Annotated in this window: 18 protein-coding genes and 1 pseudogene; 5 read left to right on the top strand and 14 right to left on the bottom strand. The window is 62.1% G+C overall.

Features of this window, described 5'->3' with window-relative positions:
• Nucleotide 1 precedes the first annotated feature (1 nt).
• From IVA88_RS28590 to trbB, 10 genes are all read right to left on the bottom strand, one after another.
• On the bottom strand, nucleotides 2–1,210 hold the full coding sequence (locus tag IVA88_RS28590; RefSeq protein WP_247500547.1) for a TrbI/VirB10 family protein: 1,209 nt from the start codon (nucleotides 1,208–1,210) through the stop codon (nucleotides 2–4).
• Nucleotides 1,207–2,241, bottom strand: coding sequence for a P-type conjugative transfer protein TrbG (trbG, locus tag IVA88_RS28595; RefSeq protein ID WP_247500548.1), 1,035 nt, complete (start codon nucleotides 2,239–2,241; stop codon nucleotides 1,207–1,209). The genes IVA88_RS28590 and trbG overlap by 4 nt, the downstream gene beginning before the upstream one ends.
• Nucleotides 2,238–2,921: a conjugal transfer protein TrbF gene (gene trbF, locus IVA88_RS28600; RefSeq protein WP_247500549.1), complete on the bottom strand. Its 684-nt coding sequence runs from the start codon at nucleotides 2,919–2,921 to the stop codon at nucleotides 2,238–2,240. The genes trbG and trbF overlap by 4 nt, the downstream gene beginning before the upstream one ends.
• A 98-nt stretch (nucleotides 2,922–3,019) precedes the next feature.
• Nucleotides 3,020–4,249 (bottom strand): P-type conjugative transfer protein TrbL, encoded by a 1,230-nt coding sequence (trbL, locus tag IVA88_RS28605; protein ID WP_247500550.1) that lies wholly within the window; start codon nucleotides 4,247–4,249, stop codon nucleotides 3,020–3,022.
• On the bottom strand, nucleotides 4,246–4,602 hold the full coding sequence (trbK-alt, locus tag IVA88_RS28610) for a putative entry exclusion protein TrbK-alt (RefSeq protein WP_247500551.1): 357 nt from the start codon (nucleotides 4,600–4,602) through the stop codon (nucleotides 4,246–4,248). Before trbK-alt ends, trbL begins: the two co-directional genes overlap by 4 nt.
• A complete protein-coding gene (gene trbJ / locus IVA88_RS28615) occupies nucleotides 4,602–5,333 on the bottom strand; it encodes a P-type conjugative transfer protein TrbJ (protein WP_247500552.1) in 732 nt (243 codons plus the stop codon). The genes trbK-alt and trbJ overlap by 1 nt, the downstream gene beginning before the upstream one ends.
• A complete protein-coding gene (gene trbE / locus IVA88_RS28620) occupies nucleotides 5,330–7,771 on the bottom strand; it encodes a conjugal transfer protein TrbE (protein WP_247500553.1) in 2,442 nt (813 codons plus the stop codon). The genes trbJ and trbE overlap by 4 nt, the downstream gene beginning before the upstream one ends.
• Nucleotides 7,772–7,781: 10 nt before the next feature.
• A complete protein-coding gene (locus tag IVA88_RS28625; RefSeq protein ID WP_247500554.1) occupies nucleotides 7,782–8,045 on the bottom strand; it encodes a VirB3 family type IV secretion system protein in 264 nt (87 codons plus the stop codon).
• Nucleotides 8,045–8,371 (bottom strand): TrbC/VirB2 family protein, encoded by a 327-nt coding sequence (locus IVA88_RS28630; protein ID WP_247500555.1) that lies wholly within the window; start codon nucleotides 8,369–8,371, stop codon nucleotides 8,045–8,047. Before IVA88_RS28630 ends, IVA88_RS28625 begins: the two co-directional genes overlap by 1 nt.
• 1 nt (nucleotide 8,372) lies before the next feature.
• A complete protein-coding gene (gene trbB / locus IVA88_RS28635; protein ID WP_247501215.1) occupies nucleotides 8,373–9,287 on the bottom strand; it encodes a P-type conjugative transfer ATPase TrbB in 915 nt (304 codons plus the stop codon).
• A 433-nt stretch (nucleotides 9,288–9,720) separates the two neighbouring features.
• On the opposite strand from trbB, the gene IVA88_RS28640 reads away from it, so the two are divergent.
• Both IVA88_RS28640 and IVA88_RS28645 read left to right on the top strand, forming a co-directional pair.
• A complete protein-coding gene (locus tag IVA88_RS28640) occupies nucleotides 9,721–9,972 on the top strand; it encodes a helix-turn-helix domain-containing protein (RefSeq protein WP_247500556.1) in 252 nt (83 codons plus the stop codon).
• Entirely contained in the window at nucleotides 9,972–11,291 is a 1,320-nt protein-coding gene (locus IVA88_RS28645; protein ID WP_247500557.1) for a type II toxin-antitoxin system HipA family toxin, read from the top strand. Before IVA88_RS28640 ends, IVA88_RS28645 begins: the two co-directional genes overlap by 1 nt.
• Nucleotides 11,292–11,301: 10 nt before the next feature.
• Here IVA88_RS28645 and IVA88_RS28650 read toward each other — a convergent pair whose 3' ends face one another.
• From IVA88_RS28650 to IVA88_RS28665, 4 genes are all read right to left on the bottom strand, one after another.
• Nucleotides 11,302–12,636 (bottom strand): MFS transporter, encoded by a 1,335-nt coding sequence (locus IVA88_RS28650; protein ID WP_247500558.1) that lies wholly within the window; start codon nucleotides 12,634–12,636, stop codon nucleotides 11,302–11,304.
• Nucleotides 12,637–12,748: 112 nt separating this feature from the next.
• Nucleotides 12,749–13,177: a CopG family transcriptional regulator gene (locus IVA88_RS28655; protein WP_247500559.1), complete on the bottom strand. Its 429-nt coding sequence runs from the start codon at nucleotides 13,175–13,177 to the stop codon at nucleotides 12,749–12,751.
• Nucleotides 13,178–13,183: 6 nt separating this feature from the next.
• Nucleotides 13,184–15,169 (bottom strand): conjugal transfer protein TraG, encoded by a 1,986-nt coding sequence (locus IVA88_RS28660; RefSeq protein WP_247500560.1) that lies wholly within the window; start codon nucleotides 15,167–15,169, stop codon nucleotides 13,184–13,186.
• 36 nt (nucleotides 15,170–15,205) lie between these two features.
• The gene (locus IVA88_RS28665; RefSeq protein WP_247500561.1) at nucleotides 15,206–16,969 is read right to left on the bottom strand and encodes a DUF3363 domain-containing protein; all 1,764 of its coding nucleotides are present in this window, start codon (nucleotides 16,967–16,969) and stop codon (nucleotides 15,206–15,208) included.
• Between the two features lie 573 nt (nucleotides 16,970–17,542).
• On the opposite strand from IVA88_RS28665, the gene IVA88_RS28670 reads away from it, so the two are divergent.
• The 3 genes and pseudogenes from IVA88_RS28670 to IVA88_RS28680 all read left to right on the top strand — a co-directional run bounded on the left by IVA88_RS28670 (nucleotide 17,543) and on the right by IVA88_RS28680 (nucleotide 20,055).
• Nucleotides 17,543–18,106 carry a transposase gene (locus tag IVA88_RS28670; protein WP_247500562.1) on the top strand — a complete coding sequence of 188 codons (564 nt, stop codon included), beginning with the start codon at nucleotides 17,543–17,545 and terminating at the stop codon, nucleotides 18,104–18,106.
• On the top strand, nucleotides 18,103–18,456 hold the full coding sequence (gene tnpB, locus IVA88_RS28675; protein ID WP_247500563.1) for an IS66 family insertion sequence element accessory protein TnpB: 354 nt from the start codon (nucleotides 18,103–18,105) through the stop codon (nucleotides 18,454–18,456). Before IVA88_RS28670 ends, tnpB begins: the two co-directional genes overlap by 4 nt.
• 69 nt (nucleotides 18,457–18,525) lie before the next feature.
• Nucleotides 18,526–20,055: pseudogene (locus IVA88_RS28680) on the top strand (IS66 family transposase).
• Nucleotides 20,056–20,131: the final 76 nt, after the last annotated feature.

Consider the following 20,131-nt stretch of genomic DNA (forward strand, 5'->3'; position numbering starts at 1 on the left):
GCTATCCCCTGTAAGGCTGAAGCACCAGATCGCGATTGACGATGACGCGGACCGGAAAGCCCGGCCGGACCGTGAGCGTAGGCTGGATGTTCAGACTTCGCCGGATTACCTGCTGGCCAGTCTGGTTCAGCGAGTCGGCCGCACCGTGGCGCAATGCCTGAATGATTGCGCTGTTATTGCTGTTGGTGTCCGAACCCTCACCCAGTTCGGTCCCGACCGCGAGAAAGGTCGATAGTGCCGCAGCCTTGAACAGCTCACCCCAGTGATTGTCGACCTGGTCCTCAAGGCCTGCATACCCCGCGGTGTCAGCGCCAGGCTGCCGCTCGAGAACGATTGAACGTCCGTTCGGCATGATCAGCCGGGTCCAGACGAGCAGGACGCGGGACTGGCCGAAAGTGACCTGGCTATCGTAGATCCCGATCAGGCGCGCTCCCTGAGGCACAAGCAGAAAGCGGCCGGTCGGCGTGTCAAAGACATTCTCTGTGACCTGCGCCGTAATCTGGCCCGTCAAATCCGACCGGATGCCGGTGATCAACGCTCCCGGAATGACCGTCCCGGCCTGCACAATGTATGGTGAAGCGGGCCTGCTGACGCGGTCGGGGCTTACCGTGCGACGGTCAACAGAAGCGTTCACAAAGGCAAGTTTTCGGTCCTGCGCGTTTTGCGCAGATCCATCCTCGCCGGTGCTGGTTGCGTTCGGCGGCAGGAGGCGCTCGCCTCCAGCAGCCGCAGCGGCGGCCGGCCGCACTTCTCTCCCACTGGTCGGAGCGAACAAATGGCTGACACGGGCTGCCTCGCTCTCCTGATCCCGGCGTTGCTGTTGCGGATCTCCGCCGGTCGTCGGCGACTGGCCTTGAGCGGCCAGGATCGGTCGACCGAGGTCGCCTGGGAGCGGCGGACCAAGCTGCGGCACGGTCTGGCGTGAGACCCCAGTGTAATCCTTCGGCAGCGCCTCAATACCGTCAGCCAGATTGTGATGATCAGTGCTATAGAGCTCGTCCGCGGCCTGGTTGCGGGAGCTTTTGCTCTGGAGCGACCACAACACGGCTCCGCCAGCGACAAGCAAGGCGACAGCGCTGCCGCCGGCGAGAACTTTACGGGACAGTCGCGTGACCCGCGGAGGTTCGGCTCGGAGGCGGAAGCTCGCGGATTGCTCCTCCGGTGTTTGCGGCGGAATCGCCTCCGCGCGATGTTCGTTCTGCGTGTTCATGACGACGGCCTCCCGTCAGTCCTGACAATTCTGACCTTCTGCTGGTGCTCACCACCCAGCCGCAGTTCTGCGGCTGCAAACAGCCGGTCCACGATCAGCACATTGCCGTAGGCGCGATAATTGACGAGCTCGGTCTTGCCGTCAGGCGCGATGACAAAAAGCGGTGGCATTTCGCCCTGGACGATCCCTTGCGGGAATTCGATGTAAACTTTCCGGCCGTCATCATAGGCCGCGAGCGGCCGCCAGGGCGGGCTGTCGCCCTCGACCGCGTAACGAAAGACACGTTGCGTGGGATCTGGAATGAAGGGTCTGAGAGTGACAGAGCGCGATCGTTCGCGAACCGTTTCCGGATAGTACCAGGCAACGGAAGGCATGTACGGCTGCTCGCGGGCGCGGAGTTCGATCAGGTAGGTGCGCCGGTCGGTATTGACGACAAGATTGGTCTCGATCGAAGCCCGCGTCGGTTTGACCAGGATGTGGACGCGACGCGTGTCCCCGCTCCCGCTCTCGGTATCTCCCACGACCCAGCGCACGGTATCTCCGGCTGCGATCGGTCCAGATCCCGTCAATTGCTCTCCTTCTTCCAGCGCAATGTCCGTGATCTGTCCGGGAGCAGCGTAGACCTGGTAGAGCGCACCGGGGCTGAAGGCGTAGATCTGCGCGGCGTTGAAATATCCTCTTTTCCGCGGTTCGACGCGCGCGGCGCTGTTTGCGGCCTCAACCCGCCTCACGGGTTCGGCGTCTTCCTTCGCCCCCGGCTTGCCGCCCAGAACAGGTTTCCAGAGTGGTGGAACATGAAGCGGCCGAGGTCGGTCGTCGAGAGACACTTGAGGCGGAGGCAACGGCGGGACCTCGGCGTCATAGCTGATTTCCGGGGGAACGTAGCTGGCGCATCCAGCGAGGGCACATGTGCCAAGCAGCAGAGCTGGTAAGAGGGCGCGCCTCAAAGGGGCGAGCTTGCACCTGCTCGAGCTGAACCTGCGGTATTGGATCGGACCCTTTGAGCACATGTCACGCGTCGTCTTGATCACTGACCCAACTCCTTCGACCAGTTGATGGCGCGGACGTAGACGCCAAGGGGATTCTTGCGCAGGCGTTCGGCATCTCGCGGCGTCTCGATTGCCACCGTGAGAATCGCGGTCCAGCGCTCGGTCGCACTCAGCGAGCCATTCTCGTAGATGCGTTGGGTCCAGGCGACCCGGAAGCTCTCTGAAGACGCTCGGATGACGCTCGACACATCGACCGAGATCTGCGCCTTGCCTAGCTTGGCAAACGGATCGTTGTTGCGCGCAAAATCGTTGAGCGCGGCCGCACCACGATCCGTCGTAAAGTCATAGGCTCGCAGCCAGTTCTGGCGCAGAACGATGCCGTCGGCCGGCAAGCCCCTAACGTCCTCGATAAAGCGCGCCAAATGGAAGGTGATCTGAGCATCTGTCGGCTGATAATCGATGTTGGCTGGCGCAACCCGCTGGGCTTGGCCCAGGCGATCCACCTCAACGACCCATGGCGTGATCGATCCTTGTGCTGACTGCCAAACAAGCCCACCGGCCAGGCCGCCCGAGAGCATGAGGCAAGCAAAGGCCATCAAGCGCCAATTCTTGGCCTGCACGCGCGCAGATCCAATGCGTTCGTCCCAGACTTGCGCTGCCTTTTGGTACGGCGTGACCGGTTCGGGCATACGCCCGTAGTGAACGGAAGGTCGTTTGAACATCGATAGTTGCCCCTGACGTCGAGTGATTGGTTACGAGTGGCGCGGTGCGTCGTTTGATTCCGTTGCTGACCGGCGGAATATTGGCGGTTGGCGGGCTGTCAGCGCTCTCCTTCCGAGAGATCGACAGAAGAGCCGCTGCCGCCATGATCGCCGGAGCGCACGGCGTGGCCGGCCGCCGACGCGCCGTGCCGAACGGTCTGGGCCCGCTTCATGCGCCGCGCCCAATCGGGTTGCCCCTCTGTGGACGTACTCGCAGCCGGCTCACTCGCCTGCCCGCTGCCGGCCAATGCGGCCGCGGCCCGACGTAACGGACTCACGGCAGCCGAGCCACCCGCCTCCGCGATGCCAGCAAGGCCGCCACTTCGATACGCCGCGGATGTGCCACTCACCATGGCAGCCCCACCGCGCCCCGCACCTGCGAGCGCACCACCAGCAAGACCAGCGCCGCCGGCGGCAAGGCCGGCACCCGCCGCAACAACGCCGCCGGCAGCAAGGCCCGTCCCAATCGCGGCGCCGGCGCCGAGCTGGGGTCCGCCCGATACCAGGCCGTTTGCAATTCCGGGACCGAAGATACCGAGCCCCAGCAAGGAGAGGGCCGCGAGCACCAGGGTCATCGCATCTTCGATCGTAGGCTGCGCGCCGCCAAAACCGGTCGTGAACTGTGAGAAGAGGGTTGAGCCAATGCCCACGATGACGGCTAGGACCAAAACCTTGATCCCGGACGATATGACGTTGCCGAGGACCCGCTCCGCCGCGAAGGCCGTCTTTCCAAACAGGCCAAAGGGAATTAGCACAAAGCCGGCCAGCGTCGTGAGCTTGAACTCGATCAATGTGACGAAGAGCTGGATCGCCAGAATGAAGAAGGCGAGCAGCACCACGACCCACGCGAACAGGAGAACGACGATCTGCACGAAATTCTCGAAGAAGCTGATGTAGCCCATCAGGTTCGAGATCGAATCCAGCATCGGCCTTCCGGCATCGAGCCCCACCTGGGCGATCTTTCCCGGCCGCAAGAAGTCTGACGCGGAAAGGCTTGAACCGGACGCTCTCAGACCAAGCCCGGCAAAGCTCTCGAAGACGATCCGTGCGAGGTTGTTCCAATTGCCGATCAGATAGGCAAAGACCCCAACGAACAGCGTTTTCTTGATGAGACGCGCGATGATGTCCTCATCCGTGCCCCAACTCCAGAATAACGCGGCAAGCGTGATGTCGACGGCCGCAAGCGTTGTCGCGAGATACCCGACCTCGCCACCCAGCAGGCCGAAGCCGTTATCGATGTAGCGGGTGAATGTCTCAAGGAACTGATCGATGACGCCGGTGCCGGTCATGGCTTATCCTCCTCGGGCACCCCGACGGACGGATATCCTTGCGGCATCCGACTCTGATCTTTTGGCACGGGTGTCACGGCGGTTTCTCCCGCGGCAACACCGTCCCGCCTGCCAAAGAAGCGACGACGATTTTCGGCCCAGACCTTCTGGCAATGCTGATGGTCCGCGGCATCTTCCGAAGAGACGGTGCGGCAGCGCGCAAGCTCGGAACGGTCAACGTCCTTGGCCTGCTCTGCCTTTGGCGGCGCAGAGGTATTCTTCCCGCCACGAAGCTGGATCGCGCAGCCTGCGACGATCACCACCCCGACCGACACGAGCAGCGATAGTGCCTTGAATGGGCCCGGCTCAGTCATCAGTGGAACATCCGCACGTCCTGGGATTGGTAGCCCTGCCCTGGCGTCAGAAATCGCCGCAGCTGTTCGCGACCCTGGTCCTGGGCTGCGGCGCGCTGCGCCGCTTCAAGGCTCTGCGCCCTGCCCTGTGCCGCGACAGCGGCGGTGAGGTCGGCAAGCTGCTGCGCCTGAAGCGCGAGGATCTGATTGCCGGCCTGGGTCGCCTGCAGGGCGCCGCTGGCACCCTGGCTTGAGGTCACGAGCGCTGATGTTTGGACGCGATTGGTGTCGAGGTTCCCAACAACACCAGCCTGAACCCGGAGCGCGTCCTGCAACGCGGCGACAGAATTCTGCCAACGTGATTGAGCATTGGTGATCAGCAGCTGGCTGGATTGGCTGCCGCTGGCTGGCGCATAGCTGGTCGAGAACGCGCGATCGATCTGCTGGACGTCGTAGGCGATGCGTTGGGCTTGGCTCAGCAGCTGCTGGGTCCGCTGGACCGATGATTGCAGTTGTTGGAGGGAGGAATACGGCAGACTCGCCAGATTCCTGGCCTGATTGATCAGCATCTGCGCTTCGTTTTGCAACGAGGTGATCTGGTTGCTGATCTGCTGCAGCTCGCGCGCCGCAGTCAGCACGTTCTGGACGTAGTTGTTGGGATCAAAGACGACCCACTGCGCCTGTGCAGGCGCCGTGACGCAAAGCGTCAGGGCGATCGTGCCAGCGGCGGCAAATAGACCAAGGCGCCTCATTGCGATTTCTCCAGATTGACGAGACTGGGAATCAGGTCCGTGGCCCAGGCGACGCCGCGATGCTGGAGCCAGGCAGGGACGAAGCCGTCAGTTCCATGCTCAGCAAGAAGCCGCTCGATCGCTGCCTGGTCTGTCTTGGATGAGGCTGCGGTGAATGCGAGCGCAACTTCGCCTAGGCCCAGTTCAAACATCCTGTTGCCTCGGCGGGACTGGCAGTAATAGTCACGCTTGGGTGTTGCCCGGCTCAGAAGTTCGATCTGGCGGTCATTCAGGCCGAAGCGGCGATAGATGGCCATAATCTTCGGTTCAATCGCCCGCTCGTTCGGCAGCAACAGGCGTGTTGGGCAGCTCTCAATGATCGCCGGCGCGATTGCCGAGCCGTCGATGTCCGAAAGCGACTGGGTGGCGAAGATGACGGACGCATTCTTCTTGCGAAGCGTCTTTAGCCACTCGCGAAGCTGGCCGGCAAAATCATCGTCATCTAGCGCAAGCCAACCTTCATCGACGATGAGGAGTGTGGGCCGGCCATCGAGACGGTCTCCGATCCGATGGAACAGGTAAGCCAGCACGGCTGGCGCCGCGCTCGTTCCGATCAACCCTTCGGTCTCGAACGCTTGGACCGAAGCTTCGCCGAGGCGCTCGAATTCAGCGTCAAGCAGGCGTCCGGACGAACCGCCCAGGCAATAGGGTTGCAGAGCGCGTTTCAGGGAGTTCGATTGCAAGAGGACTGACAGGCCCGTCAGCGTACGTTCCTCCCTCGGCGCGGACGCGAGAGACGTCAGTGCCGACCACAGATGATCCTTGACCTCCGGGGTGATCTCGACTTTTTCGCGTGCCAGGATTGCACCGACCCATTCGGCGGCCCATCCGCGCTCGGAAGCGTCGTCGATCCAGGCCAGCGGCTGCAATGCGACGGGTCGGTCGCCTCCGTCAGACAAGGCACCGCCGAGATCATGCCAGTCGCCGCCCATGGCGAGCGCGGCCGCCCGGATCGAACCACCGAAGTCAAACGCAAATACCTGGGAGTTCGCGTAGCGGCGGAATTGCATTGCCATGAGGGCAAGCAGGACCGACTTGCCAGCTCCCGTAGGCCCTACCACCAGGGTATGGCCGACGTCACCGACGTGAAGCGAAAACCGGAACGGTGTCGAACCCTCGGTCTTGCCGAACAGGAGCGGCGGACCGCCCAAATGCAGATCCCTCGCCTCGCCCGCCCAAACCGCCGACATCGGAATCATATGAGCAAGGTTGAGGGTCGAAACCGGCGGCTGCCGCACATTGGCATAGACATGCCCGGGCAGACTGCCGAGCCAGGCTTCCACGGCGTTCACCGTCTCGATCATGCAGGTGAAATCGTGGCCCTGAATGACCTTCTCGACCAGGCGGAGCTTTTCATCGGCAGCATTGGGATCGCCGTCCCAGACGGTTACGGTCGCCGTGACGAAGGCCTGCCCAATCTGGTCCGATCCCAGTTCCTGCAAAGCCGCGTCGGCATCAAGCGCCTTGTTGTGGGCGTCGGTATCGAGCAGCGTCGAGGCCTCATTGGTCATGACTTCCTTGAGAATGGCCCCGATCGACTTCCGCTTGGCGAACCACTGGCGGCGGATCTTGGTCAAAAGCTTGGTGGCATCGCTCTTGTCCAGCATGATCGCCCGCGTCGACCAGCGGTACGAGAATGGCAGGCGATTGAGATCATCCAGGATCCCCGGAGTGGTCGCTCCCGGGAAGCCGACGATCGTGAGAACCCGCAGATTGGCTGAGCCCAGCATCGGCTCGAGCCCGCCGGTCAGCGGTTGGTCTGCGAGCAGCGCATCGATGTACATCGGAATCTCGGGCAAACGCACGCGATGACGCTTGGTCGAAATCGTCGAGTGCAGATAGGTCAGCGTGGCCTGATCATCGAGCCAGGCGCATTCCGGCATGAACCCTTCAAGAAGCCCGAGCACCCTGCTGGTTTGGTCAACGAAACCGCGCAGCACCTCGCGAGCATCTGCGCCAGCGGTGCGATCGCGCCCTTCATAGAGCAGTCGCTCTGCCTTGGCTGCGCCCTCCTCCGGCGGCAGATAGAGGAAGGTCAGGAAATAGCTGGACTCATAGTGCGCGCCGGCTTCCTCGAACTGAGCTCTGCGCTCGGCGTCGACCAATGCAGATGCGACATCTGGGAAGGTGCTCGGGGGATAGCTGCCGGCAAAATGACGCTGCGCCTCGACGAATACGGCCCAGCCAGAACCCAGGCGGCGAAGGGCGTTGTTCAGACGACCTGCGATACCGACAAGTTCAGCCGGCACCGCACTGTCAAGGTCGGGTCCCCGGAACTTTGCAGTCCGCTGGAACGAACCATCCTTGTTGAGGATGATCCCCTCCTCGACGAGGGCTGCCCAGGGCAGGAAATCTGCAAGACGGGCATTTGAATGGCGATATTCGGCAAGGTTCATCATGATCGAGGGCTCAGATGTTGAGATGACCGGGAATGCGCAGATGGCGGCGCACCACGTCGACGAAGGCGGGATCGCGCCTGGCGGCCCAGACGGCGGCCATGTGGCCGATGAACCAGAGGACAAGACCTGCGATCCAGAGCCGCAGTCCGAGTCCAAGGGCAGCCGCTAACGTGCCGTTGACGATCGCAACCGCCCGCGGCGCACCGCCCATCAGGATCGGCTCGGTAAGCGCACGGTGAACCGGCACGACAAAACCTGCGACCGCCTCGTCCATCAGATCACCACGCCGCCGCCGAAGGAGAAGAACGACAGAAAGAAGCTCGAGGCCGCAAATGCAATCGACAGCCCGAATACGATCTGGATCAGCCTGCGAAAACCGCCTGACGAGTCCCCGAACGCGAGGGTGAGCCCCGTCACGACTATGATGATGACTGCGATGATCTTTGCGACCGGCCCCTCGACCGACTGCAGAATCTGATTGAGCGGCTGCTCCCACGGCATGTTCGAGCCGGCAGCCCATGCTGGCGCCGACGCCATAAGAAGCGTGCCGGAGGCGGCGAGTAGAACGGCATCTCGAAGAAAACGAAATTGCTGACGCATGTCAGTCTCCTGCTGGTGAAAGGCTGTAGTCGCCGGCGGCACCAAGCCCTGTCACTAGAGCGAGTTCTGCAAGGCGACGGTCGGCGCCGCGCCCCGCAAGCACGGCGACGAGGTTGATGGTCTCGGCGATCAGGGCGCGGGGGACCGTGATAACCGCTTCCTGGATGAGCTGCTCGAGACGCCGCAGAGCGCCGAGCGCACTGCCCGCATGAATGGTGCCGATGCCGCCGGGGTGACCTGTGCCCCACGCCTTGAGAAGGTCGAGAGCTTCGGCACCGCGGACCTCGCCGATCGGGATGCGGTCAGGACGCAGTCGAAGCGAGGAGCGGACAAGGTCGGATAACGTGGCTACGCCGTCCTTGGTCCTTAGCGCGACGAGATTGGGCGCCTTGCACTGGAGTTCGCGCGTATCTTCGATCAGGACGACGCGGTCAGCGGTCTTCGCTACCTCTGCCAGAAGCGCGTTGGTCAAGGTGGTCTTGCCGGTCGAGGTACCACCGGCCACCAGGATATTCTTGCGAGTGGCGACCGCACTCCTCAGGGCCTCGGCTTGCCCGAAGGTCATGGTCCCGGCGGCCACGTAATCGTCGAGCGTGAAGACAGCGACAGCTGGCTTGCGGATGGCGAAAGCAGGGGCAGCGACGACCGGAGGCAATAGGCCTTCGAAGCGCTCGCCGGTCCCGGGAAGTTCGGCCGACACGCGTGGTGAACTGGCGTGCACCTCGGCGCCAACGTGGTGAGCCACCAGGCGAACGATGCGCTCGCCGTCGGCCGCTGACAAAGTCTCGCCTGTGTCAACCAAGCCACTCGACAACCGATCAATCCACAACCGCCCGTCCGGGTTGAGCATCACCTCGATGATCGCTTCATCCTCGAGGTAGCCCGCAATCGCCGCGCCAAGCGCGCTACGCAGCATTCGCGCACCGCGCGAATTCGCTTCCGATTGAAAGGAATGGATTGCCACCGACGCCCCCACCCAATGAGGACCTCCACAGCGGGCCTCAGGTGGGGATGATTAGAAAAGGCACCAATGGGCTTAGCGCAACAAGCGCTTTCGGTGATCGTAGACTGGCGTAGAAAAAGAAAGACTGAGAACCGACGTTTGAGGCTTACTCAATCGCATCGGGTCGCGGCGAGTTGCTGCTCACTACTGCGCCTCATCGTCCGCGGTCATGAGTATTACCGTGGCGCCAGCGCTATTCATTCAATCATGCCGCCTGCCGGTGTGATCGGGCCAAATCGATATACGCGATTGCGTATATTGCATTAATATACGCAATACCGTATATTTTCTCTATATACGCACCGCGTATATTGACGTTTTATACGCGCTTGCGTATCCTATCCCAATGGATACGATCGCCCGCACCCCGCAGCAGCTCGGCGCCGCCATTAAGCGGCACCGCCGGCAAAAAAAACTCACCCAAGGCAGCTTGGGCGACAAGATGCACGCGCGCCAAGCGACTGTCTCGAAGCTGGAGGCCGGCGAACCAGCGACGCAACTGCGCATCCTCATGGATGCGCTGGCCGCGCTCAACCTGGAACTGGTCCTCCGGCCACGCACGAAGGTGCCGGCCAAAGCCATCGAGGATTTGTTCTGATGGGACGCCGTCCTCTCCGAAAGCCTCTCAACGTCTACCTGAACGCTCGTTTGGTCGGGCGGCTGCGGCGGGAGGGCAGCGGCGCTATCGACTTCCAATACGACGAAGCTTGGCTGGGATGGGAGAACGCCATCCCTGTCTCGGTATCGATGCCTCTACGCGAAGACCGCTATATCGGTGACCCCGTCATCGCGGTCTTCGATAACCTGCTTCCCGATAACGACGACATCCGCCGGCGTGTCGCCGAACGCGCGCATGCCGGCGGAGCCGATGCTTACAGCCTGCTTTCCGCGATCGGCCGCGACTGTGTCGGCGCCCTGCAATTCCTTCCGGATGGAACGGCACCCGGAGCGGCGGGCGCAATTGACGCTCGCGTCGCGAGCGATCAGGACATCGCGGCGATCCTTGCCAATCTCGCCAACAATCCGCTCGGCATCGGTCCCGATCAGGAGTTTCGTATCTCTCTTGCTGGAGCCCAGGAAAAAACCGCCCTTCTCTACTGGGAGGACAAGTGGCATGTGCCGCACGGCACGACCGCCACCACGCACATCATCAAACCGCAGATCGGCAGGTTACCGAACGGCGTCGACCTGACCCACAGCGTTGAAAACGAGCATCTTTGCCTGAAGCTCGTCGCCGCACTCGACTTGCCCGTCGCCAAGTCGCGCATCGTTGATTTCGCGGGCCGGCGCGTGCTCGCCATTGAACGCTTTGACCGCACATGGACACGCGACGGACGGCTTTTGCGCCTACCACAGGAAGATTGCTGTCAGGCGCTTTCCGTCCCGCCCGGGCGCAAATACGAATCCGACGGCGGCCCGGGCATCCGAAATATCTCTGATCTCCTCAAAGGCAGCGATACGCCGGCGACCGACCAAGCGACCTTCTTCAAGGCACAAATTATCCTTTGGCTTCTGGCGGCCACCGACGGCCACGCCAAGAACTTCAGCATCCGCCTCTCGCCCGGCGGACGGTTCGTCCTCGCGCCGTTGTACGACATCATCTCGACGCAACCGAGCCTCGATGCCAAGCAGATCACACAAAACCAAATGAAGCTCGCCATGGCGATCGGCAATAGTCGCCACTATGTGGTGCACACGGTTCTCGGTCGACATTTCATGCAAACCGCAAAGACTTGCGGCCTGCCCGACAGCGTGGTTCGCGGTATCATCGAAGAGCTCGCGGATACAGCTGGCACGAAGATCGACACAACGATTGCGAAGCTGCCGAAGGATTTCCCGCAGGCGATGGCAGAATCCATCGCGACCGGCGCCAAGCGACGCCTCAAAAGCCTCGTCACGACGGAGAGCGGCGCTTAGGTCGCGCGGGTCACCACTCCACCTCGCCGTCCGATCGCTCGCAAAAAATACTTGCTTCAACCACGTCGAAAGCACTGACCGGCACGGTGGAAGCGACTGAATTCATCCAGGAAGCAAAGGATTGGATCCAAGGTAGCGCGAACCAAACCAAAGCCGCGATCTGTAGTGCTACGTTGAGACTGAACGCGACTTGATAAGCCGTGATCGAGCTATGGTCATCGTTCGTAGACCATTGCTCCAGGATCAGGCCGGTCGCATATTGTGCCAGAAATGCCCAACCAAAGTGCAAGACGTTCAAGGCGCCATTGGCACGGCCGGCAAGCTCCGACGGAAAGTAATCAGCCATCACGGCAAAGCTGACCACAGTTGCCGTTCCGATGATTGCGACAACCGACCACGGCAAGATGGACGGCAGAGGTACTCGCAGGATCAGGGCTAGCTCGGCTGCGATAAACAGCACGGCCACCATCGCGAATATCGTCTCAGCCGTGAGGCTTGTTCGCTTGACGTGATGGATCGTCATACCGAACACCCAGCCACCGCCGCTGAGAACGATCGACATGATGAACAGCTGTCTGACGAGGCCTGCGCGATCGAGCCCCTCCACGTCTGCAAGCCACGGTGATGCCCACAATCCCTGCAGTGACCAAGCTGAACCAACGCAAGTCGCCGACAACGGAGCTATCCGCCAGAACCGCCTGTCGCTGAAAACGGATCCCAGGGTGGCGGAGACTGTTGCTTTCGATGGAATAACGCGTTTTTCTGGAACTACGACATAGATGAGGATCGCTGTGGCACCGGTCGCAACCGCCAGGACCTCAAAGAGCTGCCGCCAGCCCATCCAACCGAGCAAGTGTTCGACCGGAACTGTGGCGGTCACCGCTCCTAGTGATCCCAGCGTGATCATATAGCCGTTCAGCAAGGCGACTCGTTCCTTGGGGAACCAAAGTATGATGGACTTAAGTCCTGCCGTCAGCGCCCCCGCCACGCCAAGCCCGATCATCGCACGCGCGATCAAAAATGACAGGAAGCCGGTCGATACGGCGAACAGTCCGGCGCCCAGTGCTGCGAACCAGAGCAGCGCGCTCTGGACCCGACGCGGACCAAAGCGGTCCAACAATATACCGACCGGGATCTGAGCGGCCGCGAAGACCAGGAAATAGACTGACGTAAGTAGTCCGAGGTTCGCTGACCCAGGCCCGGCATCCGAGCTGAGATGACTCACGATCAAAGCGTTGATCGTCCGAAACAGATACGAAAGATAGTAGCCAGCAGCAAACGGTAGAAATACGCGCACGGTGAGACGCCACGTCCTTGTAACTTGCATGCCGACCTTCTTGCTCATCAATTCATTCGAGCCGATAGCGCGTCCAGCTTTTTATAGGCTCGGCTGAATTGCTGTGGTCGTAGGCTGGCGTACAAAAAGAAGGGTCCGCGCGATGGCGCATTGAGAGCGATCAGTCAGGTTCGTCGGCGGGCTCCTGACGGATGATATCTTCCGGTATTTCACGCAGAAAGCTCTGCCCCTTTTGCAAACGACGCCCGAGCGCCTCGACAAATCCTTCAAACCGCTCCCGGCCTTTCGCCTGCGCAGCCGCCTGCGCGTCGTTGGGTAGCGGTGGCGTAACCGTCAGCCAGAAACGGACGAAGAGGGCCAGGCTCTCGGCTGTCAAACCAACGTCACGTTCCAGTCTCTGCATCTGACGCGACAGCCGATCCAGGCGACGGGTAAACGCCGCCTCCCGCCTGTCCGATCCATCCGGCGACAGAAACGAAGCAACGGCCGCCTCCACGATCGCAGACCGGGAGAGCTTCTGGCGATCGGCCAGATCCGAGATCTGCTTCAGAAGCTCAGGCGGGAAATACACGTTCATGCGGTCGCGCATATTGCTTCAGAGCTCCATGCCGTCATTCGGGTCCATGGCGGCTTGACGGGCAACGCCACGCATTTGCTGACGGCGAAGCCGGGACTGGCGGATCGCGTCCTCGTCGTCATCAAGAACGGCGGCAAATTCCTCGACCGGCGTCGGTTCGGCTGTCTCCTTGACGATCGCGACATGATCGGGGAGTTCGGGCTCACGACGAAGGCCACTGTTCGCCGCGTCTTCCTCCGCTTGCCCCCTTTCGGTTGGAAGCGACGCCGGCTTGGGCGTGCCCAATGTAGACCATCCGTCCGTTCGCGATGACCGGCCGGATGCCGCTGGGTCGGGCGGCGGCAAGACCCGCTCGGCAAACCGCCGGTCTTCATAATAGCGAGCCTTCTGAGCTCGAATCGGCGGCGTACCCGCCACCATGACGATCTCGTCCGTCGCCGGAAGTTGCATGACTTCACCTGGAGTCAGAAGCGCGCGCGCCGTCTCCTGCCGCGAGACCATCAGATGCCCGAGCCACGGGTTTAGCCTGTGCCCAGCATAGTTCTTCATCGCCCTCATCTCGGTCGCCGTACCAAGCGCATCGGATACTCGCCTCGCGGTCCGCTCGTCATTCGTCGCAAAGCTGACCCGGACGTGGCAGTTGTCGAGGATGGCGTTGTTGGGCCCATAGGCCTTCTCGATCTGATTGAGCGACTGCGCGATCAGGAAACTCTTGATCCCGTACCCCGCCATGAAAGCGAGGGCGGATTCGAAGAAATCAAGCCGCCCAAGCGCCGGAAATTCGTCGAGCATCATCAGGATGCGATGCCGGCGGTCGCGGGCGTGCAGATCCTCGGTCAGGCGACGACCAATCTGGTTCAACACCAAACGGATCAGCGGCTTGGTCCGTGAGATATCGGAGGGCGGCACCACGAGATAAAGCGTCGTCGGGAATTGATCAGCGATCAGATCGGCGATTCGCCAGTCGCAACGGCAAGTGACCCGGGCCACGACGGGGTCGCGGTAGAGGCCGAGGAACGACATCGCGGTGGACAGGACACCGGAGCGCTCATTCTCGGATTTGTTGAGGAGCTCACGCGCGGTCGAGGCGACAACGGGATGGGCCCCCTTCACGCCAAGGTGCGGCGTGGTCATCATGGCCTTCAATGTCGCCTCGATTGGCCACTTCGGGTTGGACAGGAAGGCGGCCACGCCAGCCAGAGTCTTGTCTGCCTCGGCATAGAGGACGTGGAGAATGGCTCCGACCAGGAGTGAATGGCCGGTCTTTTCCCAGTGGTTCCGCTTGTCGAGCGAGCCTTCGGGATCGACCAGGACATCCGCCACATTCTGAACGTCGCGAACCTCCCATTCTCCGCGCCGAACCTCAAGCAGCGGATTGTAGGCTGAGGACTTCGGGTTCGTCGGATCGAACAACAGGACGCGGCCATGCCGCGAGCGGAAGCCTGCGGTCAGTTGCCAGTTCTCACCCTTAATGTCGTGCACGATGGCCGAGCCGGGCCAAGCCAATAGCGAAGGGACGACAAGTCCGACGCCCTTGCCCGACCGGGTGGGTGCAAAACACAACACGTGCTCCGGCCCGTCATGGCGGAGGTAGTCGCGATCGAGCTTGCCCAGCACCACGCCATCCGGACCAAGAAGTCCGGCCGCACGAACTTCTTCTGCATCAGCCCAGCGCGCCGAACCATAGGTCTCGACGTTCTTGACCTCGCGCGCCCGCCAAACCGACATGCCGATCGCCGCCGCGATCGAGACGAAGGTCCCAGACGCCGCGATGAAGGCGCCCTCGACAAAGACCTGGGGCGCATAGGCATCAAAGACGAACCACCACCAGAAGAAGACCGGCGGGTAGTAGATCTTGAAGCCCGCCAGTTCGAACCAGGGCCGCCCAAGCGCAGGCTGCCAGGCGAGCCGCCAGGCCGTCCACTCAGTCGCGCCCCAGATGGCCAGCAAGACGATCAGGCCGACAACGATCACCTGTCCCCAGAGGATCTTGGTTCCAGACATCCCGAACGTCCTTCCGCATCTGAATTGGAGAGATTGCTAGAGACCCAGGTCGCGCTTGCGGCCAAAGCCCCATTCGATGCCTCCGCCGTCCTTCGCGACGCCGGTGACGTGTTGGCCGAGCTTCTTCTCGAGTTCGCGAGACCAGGGTACGAGCTGAAAGCCGAGTCCGTTATCGATCATGGCGAAACGCCCCGACGCCAGCGTCAGCCGCTGGCGATACGTGCCTGCCACGTGCTCCCCGGGGGCGGCCTTCACGTGAGGCAGGCCGGTATCGGCAGACACTCTTGCCCCCACCTCGTCCAGCTCACGTCGGCGCAGCGTGTTCAGCAGGCCGCGCTGCATGATGACGCGCCGACCCTGCCGGCGGGCGAGCCCCTCGCCTGCGAGATGTTCGGCACGGGCCTGCATGGCGTCGCGCGCCTCGCGACCAAACCCGCCCATGGAGAGCGGCATGAGATCGCTCTCAACGAGGCGATGGTCGATCCAGGTCGCGCCAGGAGCGGTGATCTGCTGGTTGAGGTCGAGATCGGAGCGGTTGGCGAGCACCAACGTCGGGCGCCGGTCGTCCGGCCCCCAAAAGCGGCGGACCTCGACGATCCCTCCGATCGGCGGGGCGTGATCAAATGCCTCGATGCCTCGGAAGCGAACGTGGTGAACGCGTCCGTCCGTGCCATCGATCACGGCATAGGCCTCGCCGGTCAGTTCATCATGAAGTCCTTTATCGACCAGCCGGCCGATAATCGACGACCCCGGCTTCTCACCATCGATCACATAATCGGTGACGCCACGCGCCTCTCCGCGGTCGGTGAAGACGCGGTGCATAGTCTTGATGACGTCGCCACGCATGCCGAGGTCGCGAAGGTTGCGCTCGGCCTCCAGCCCGACCATCCATTCGCCAGGGCCCGCAGACGCAGCGAAGCCCATCTTCTCCAGGTGCTGGAGCCGTCCGATCATTAAACGACGGATTTTCGGATCGGCCGCACCGGGATTTTCGGGACGCAGGTCGATGGCCCCGGTTTCATCGGCGACCATGCGAATCTCAACGTCGAGCCGCGTCCAACGTTCAGCCGCGATCTCCTTTTTCAGGGCGTTGCTGATCTCGTGCTCGGGCTTCGGACCAAGCTCGATAGACGCCAACTCCTCGGTGCGCGAGCGCAGTCCCCGGCTGATGTAATCTCGCGAGATCACGAGGTCGGCACCCGTCTGATCGACACCGCGCACGAGCAGATGAACGTGCGGATTGTCCGTGTTCCAGTGATCGACGGCGACCCAATCGAGCCGAGTACCGAGATCGACTTCCATTTGCCTGGCGAGATCGCGCGCAAGAGCTCTGAGATCGGTCATCTCAGCGGCATCCTCGGGCGAGACGATGAAACGGAAATGATGCCGGTCGTCCTTGCAGCGATCCGCGAAGGCTGCGTCGTCGGTGCGGTCGCTGCCGGCATCGAACATCACCGCCTTCTCGCTGTCACGCGTGACGCCGTCGCGCTTCAGATAGGAGAGATGGGCCGCCAGCGGCGCGGAACGGAAGGATCGTCCCTGGTGACGAACGACGCGCGCCTTCACCACTACGCGCCGCGCCGGGCTGAACAGGCGGTTGCGGCTAAAGCTGATCCGGCCGCGCCCGAAGGTCGAGCGTCCGTAGCTCGAGGAGCGCTTAGCCGCAGCCGCGTGCGAAGGGCTGTGACCGGCCTTCTTCGCCGCGCGCAGCACCTGGCTGATGAAGCTCTTGGGCTTTGGCGCTCGCGTACCGCGGATGCGGCCAGGCCGGACGCGTAAATCGCTGTCGCCTACGCTCACGGCAACGGCTCCAGGGACATGAAATCGCGGACAGTGCCGAAAGCACGGTTGAAATCATTGGCGAAAGCATCCGGCGCGGCACGCGCCCCAACCGAGGGGCACGGTAGAACCCCAGCCATGTCAATGGCTTGTGTTTCGAGCGGCGAGCCCCTTTTATCTCGCCGTCCTGATGTCGTACCGTAAGCGTCCGAATCCTGCACGACTTTCCGAGAGTGCATAGTCGTTCCATATCGGGTTCCTTGCTGCATTGGAGGATCTCCGGTGGGTACGGAATATTTCAAGAACGAAGCGCGTCGCTCTTTTTGGTCGGTACACGTTGAGGCGTGGCGGCGAAGCGGTCTCAGCAAGCGCAAATATTGTCGTCAGCATCGTCTCTCCGGAGGCACATTCGATCGCTGGCTGCGACATCTGATTGACGCCGAAGCTCTGAAAACGCGTGCGGAATTGCGTCGAGAGGAACGTCGGGAGCGGCTCCGCAGGAAGCGAAGTCCAGTGTCGAAGGACCAACGCTGCAGAGCCGTCCAAGCATTCTGGACAATGCACGTTGAAGCGATGAGGTGGTGCGGACTGAGCATGCAAGCCTATGCCCGGGCACATGGCATATCGCAGCACAGCCGGAGGCGGTGGCGCGATCTGATCGACGCCAATGAAGTGGAAATCGACTGGCGTACTCACCTTCATCCGAGTGCCCGTCCGCTAATAAGCACTAGTGCTAGCAGCGCTGCTAAGGAGTCCGTCGCCGAAACGCGCTTGACAGATGCGCCGACAGGTGATCCGCCGAGCGATGGATTTGCCAACCGACGTCGCTTTAGTGACGAGGAAAAGCTGGAGATCGTGCGCGAGTGCGAACACCCCGGCGCCACCGCCGCCGAGGTTTGCCGGCGCCACGGCATCGTCAGCAGCATGCTGTTCCGGTGGCGGGTACAGTTCGGGTTCGGCAAGCGAGCGCGGGCGAAGTTGGTGGCCGTGCAAGTGACCGGAGCGCACCCGGGAACGCTCGTCCTGAACGATCTGTTGCAGCCCCCCGACGGCATGACGGTTGTCCAGTTGGACGACGGGCGACTTGTCTTTGCACCAATGGGCAGCGATCCGGATGCAGTCCGTCGACACGTCAACGAGCAGGAGATAGCACGATGATGATCGTGCCGGCCGGAGTGAAGGTGCATCTGGCTTTGGGATATACCGACATGCGCAAGGGCCTCGACGGGCTCGCTACGCTGGTTCAGGAACACCTCAAGAAGGATCCGTTCTCCGGCCACCTGTTTGCCTTCCGCGGCAGGAGTGCGAGCAGATTGAAGATCCTGTTCTGGGACGGCAACGGACTCTGCCTGTTCACCAAGCGCGTCGATCAAGGTGGCTTCATCTGGCCTAGAATGAGCGATCCAGGTGGCACCGTGACGCTGTCTCCAGCGCAACTTGCGATGCTGATCGAAGGCATCGATTGGCGCACACCCGAGCGTCGATGGCGCCCCGCCGTCGCGGGTTGAATCGCAGAAACCCGCATAGAATAAAGCGAACTTACTTCTTCGAATCAGCGTGTTCGAGTAGACTCGGGCATGCAGCTTGATCTCAGCAATCTGCCGTCTGATACGACACTTCTGCATCGCTTGGTGCGCGACATCGCCGCGACAATTGAGCATCGAGACAGCGAGATCGAGCGTCTTCAGGCAATCATCAAGCAGCTTCAGCGCGCGCAGTTCGGGCGTCGCTCCGAACGCCTTGATCCCGACCAGCTTGCGCTCACTCTGGAAGATAGCGACAGCGATATCGGCCGCATTAAGGAAAGCCGGCCGGCCATTGTAACGGAGCCGCCCGAGGCACCATCGCGGCGCAAGGCGCTTCCCGACCACCTGCCGCGCGAGGACATTCTGCTTGACGTCGATGGTGAGGCTTGTAGCTGCTGCGGTGGCGCACTGCATGCTATCGGCGAGAGCGTCAGCGAGATGCTGGACTGGGTGCCGGCGCAGCTTCGCGTGATACGCATCACGCGCCCTAAATACGGCTGCCGGGCCTGCGGTAAGGTTGCCTAGGTACCTGCGCCAGAGCGGCCGATCGCCGGTGGATTGGCGACTCCGAATCTGCTCGCCCACGTGCTGGTCGGCAAGTATTGCGATCACACGCCGCTTTATCGGCAGTCGCAAATCTTCGCCCGGCATGGCGTCGATCTCGGCCGTTCGACGCTGGCTGGATGGGTCGGCGGCGCATGCTGGTGGCTCGAGGCGCTGCACGAGCGATTGTGCAAGAACGTGTTTGCCTCCGACCATCTGTTCGCCGACGATACGCCGATCCCGGTGCTCGATCCGGGAAGAGGACGCACCAAGACCGGACGCCTGTGGGTCTACGTCCGCGAGCAGCGGCTCTGGAGCGGACCAGAACCGCCGGCAGCCGTCTATTTGTTCGCACCCGACCGGAAGGCCGAACGTCCGGTATCGCACCTGGCGGGCTTCAAAGGTGTCCTGCATGTCGACGGCTATGCGGGCTTCGAGCAGCTGACCGGCAACGGCAAAGTCATGCTCGCGGCATGTTGGGCCCATGCAAGACGCAAGTTCTACGAAGTTGCCGAAGCCACCGGTTCGCCAATTGCGACGGAAGCCTTGCGCCGGATAAGTGAACTCTATGCAATTGAAGCCCGCGTCCGTGGGCAGTCGTCTGCCCATCGGCTCGCTGAGCGGCGGTCCTTCTCGAAGCCGGCCGTGCAGGCCCTGCAAACCTGGTTTGAGGCGCAGCTTGCACGCGTGCCCGGCAGCAGCACGCTTGCGGAAGCGATCCGGTACGCGCTCTCCCGTTGGGAAGGTCTGAAGCGCTTCTTGCTCGATGGCCGCGTTGAACTGGACACCAATCCGGTCGAACGGGCAATCCGCCCGGTGGCGCTCGGCCGGAAGAACCATCTCTTCGCCGGCAGCGACGGCGGAGGGACTCGTTGGGCAGTCGTCTGCTCGCTGATCACGACGTGCAAGCTCAATGACGTCGAACCCTACGCCTACCTGCGCGACGTGCTGCAGCGGATGGTCGACGGACATCCCGTCAACCGCCTCGACGAACTGCTGCCCTGGAGCTGGAAACCAGTCGATCATGTCAAGACCTGACCTCACGTGCATCGGCCGGACGCTTACGTCGTACCTGCCCATCGCGCTCGCCTTTCCGCCCATTCATCTCCAACGT

This window comes from Bradyrhizobium sp. 149 (assembly GCF_023073915.1).
In the GTDB taxonomy this organism is placed as follows: Bacteria; Pseudomonadota; Alphaproteobacteria; order Rhizobiales; family Xanthobacteraceae; genus Bradyrhizobium.

What these genes read in the sequence shown, in the direction of transcription:
- tnpB (WP_247500563.1), top strand. Translation starts at nt 18,103, where the DNA reads ATGATGATCGTGCCGGCCGGAGTGAAGGTGCATCTGGCTTTGGGATAT.
- IVA88_RS28650 (WP_247500558.1), bottom strand. Translation starts at nt 12,636, where the DNA reads ATGAGCAAGAAGGTCGGCATGCAAGTTACAAGGACGTGGCGTCTCACC.
- trbB (WP_247501215.1), bottom strand. Translation starts at nt 9,287, where the DNA reads ATGCTGCGTAGCGCGCTTGGCGCGGCGATTGCGGGCTACCTCGAGGAT.
- trbJ (WP_247500552.1), bottom strand. Translation starts at nt 5,333, where the DNA reads ATGAGGCGCCTTGGTCTATTTGCCGCCGCTGGCACGATCGCCCTGACG.
- IVA88_RS28645 (WP_247500557.1), top strand. Translation starts at nt 9,972, where the DNA reads ATGGGACGCCGTCCTCTCCGAAAGCCTCTCAACGTCTACCTGAACGCT.
- trbF (WP_247500549.1), bottom strand. Translation starts at nt 2,921, where the DNA reads ATGTTCAAACGACCTTCCGTTCACTACGGGCGTATGCCCGAACCGGTC.
- trbK-alt (WP_247500551.1), bottom strand. Translation starts at nt 4,602, where the DNA reads ATGACTGAGCCGGGCCCATTCAAGGCACTATCGCTGCTCGTGTCGGTC.
- IVA88_RS28630 (WP_247500555.1), bottom strand. Translation starts at nt 8,371, where the DNA reads ATGCGTCAGCAATTTCGTTTTCTTCGAGATGCCGTTCTACTCGCCGCC.
- IVA88_RS28660 (WP_247500560.1), bottom strand. Translation starts at nt 15,169, where the DNA reads ATGTCTGGAACCAAGATCCTCTGGGGACAGGTGATCGTTGTCGGCCTG.
- trbL (WP_247500550.1), bottom strand. Translation starts at nt 4,249, where the DNA reads ATGACCGGCACCGGCGTCATCGATCAGTTCCTTGAGACATTCACCCGC.
- IVA88_RS28655 (WP_247500559.1), bottom strand. Translation starts at nt 13,177, where the DNA reads ATGCGCGACCGCATGAACGTGTATTTCCCGCCTGAGCTTCTGAAGCAG.
- trbE (WP_247500553.1), bottom strand. Translation starts at nt 7,771, where the DNA reads ATGATGAACCTTGCCGAATATCGCCATTCAAATGCCCGTCTTGCAGAT.
- IVA88_RS28590 (WP_247500547.1), bottom strand. Translation starts at nt 1,210, where the DNA reads ATGAACACGCAGAACGAACATCGCGCGGAGGCGATTCCGCCGCAAACA.
- IVA88_RS28670 (WP_247500562.1), top strand. Translation starts at nt 17,543, where the DNA reads ATGCAAGCCTATGCCCGGGCACATGGCATATCGCAGCACAGCCGGAGG.
- IVA88_RS28640 (WP_247500556.1), top strand. Translation starts at nt 9,721, where the DNA reads ATGGATACGATCGCCCGCACCCCGCAGCAGCTCGGCGCCGCCATTAAG.
- IVA88_RS28625 (WP_247500554.1), bottom strand. Translation starts at nt 8,045, where the DNA reads ATGGACGAGGCGGTCGCAGGTTTTGTCGTGCCGGTTCACCGTGCGCTT.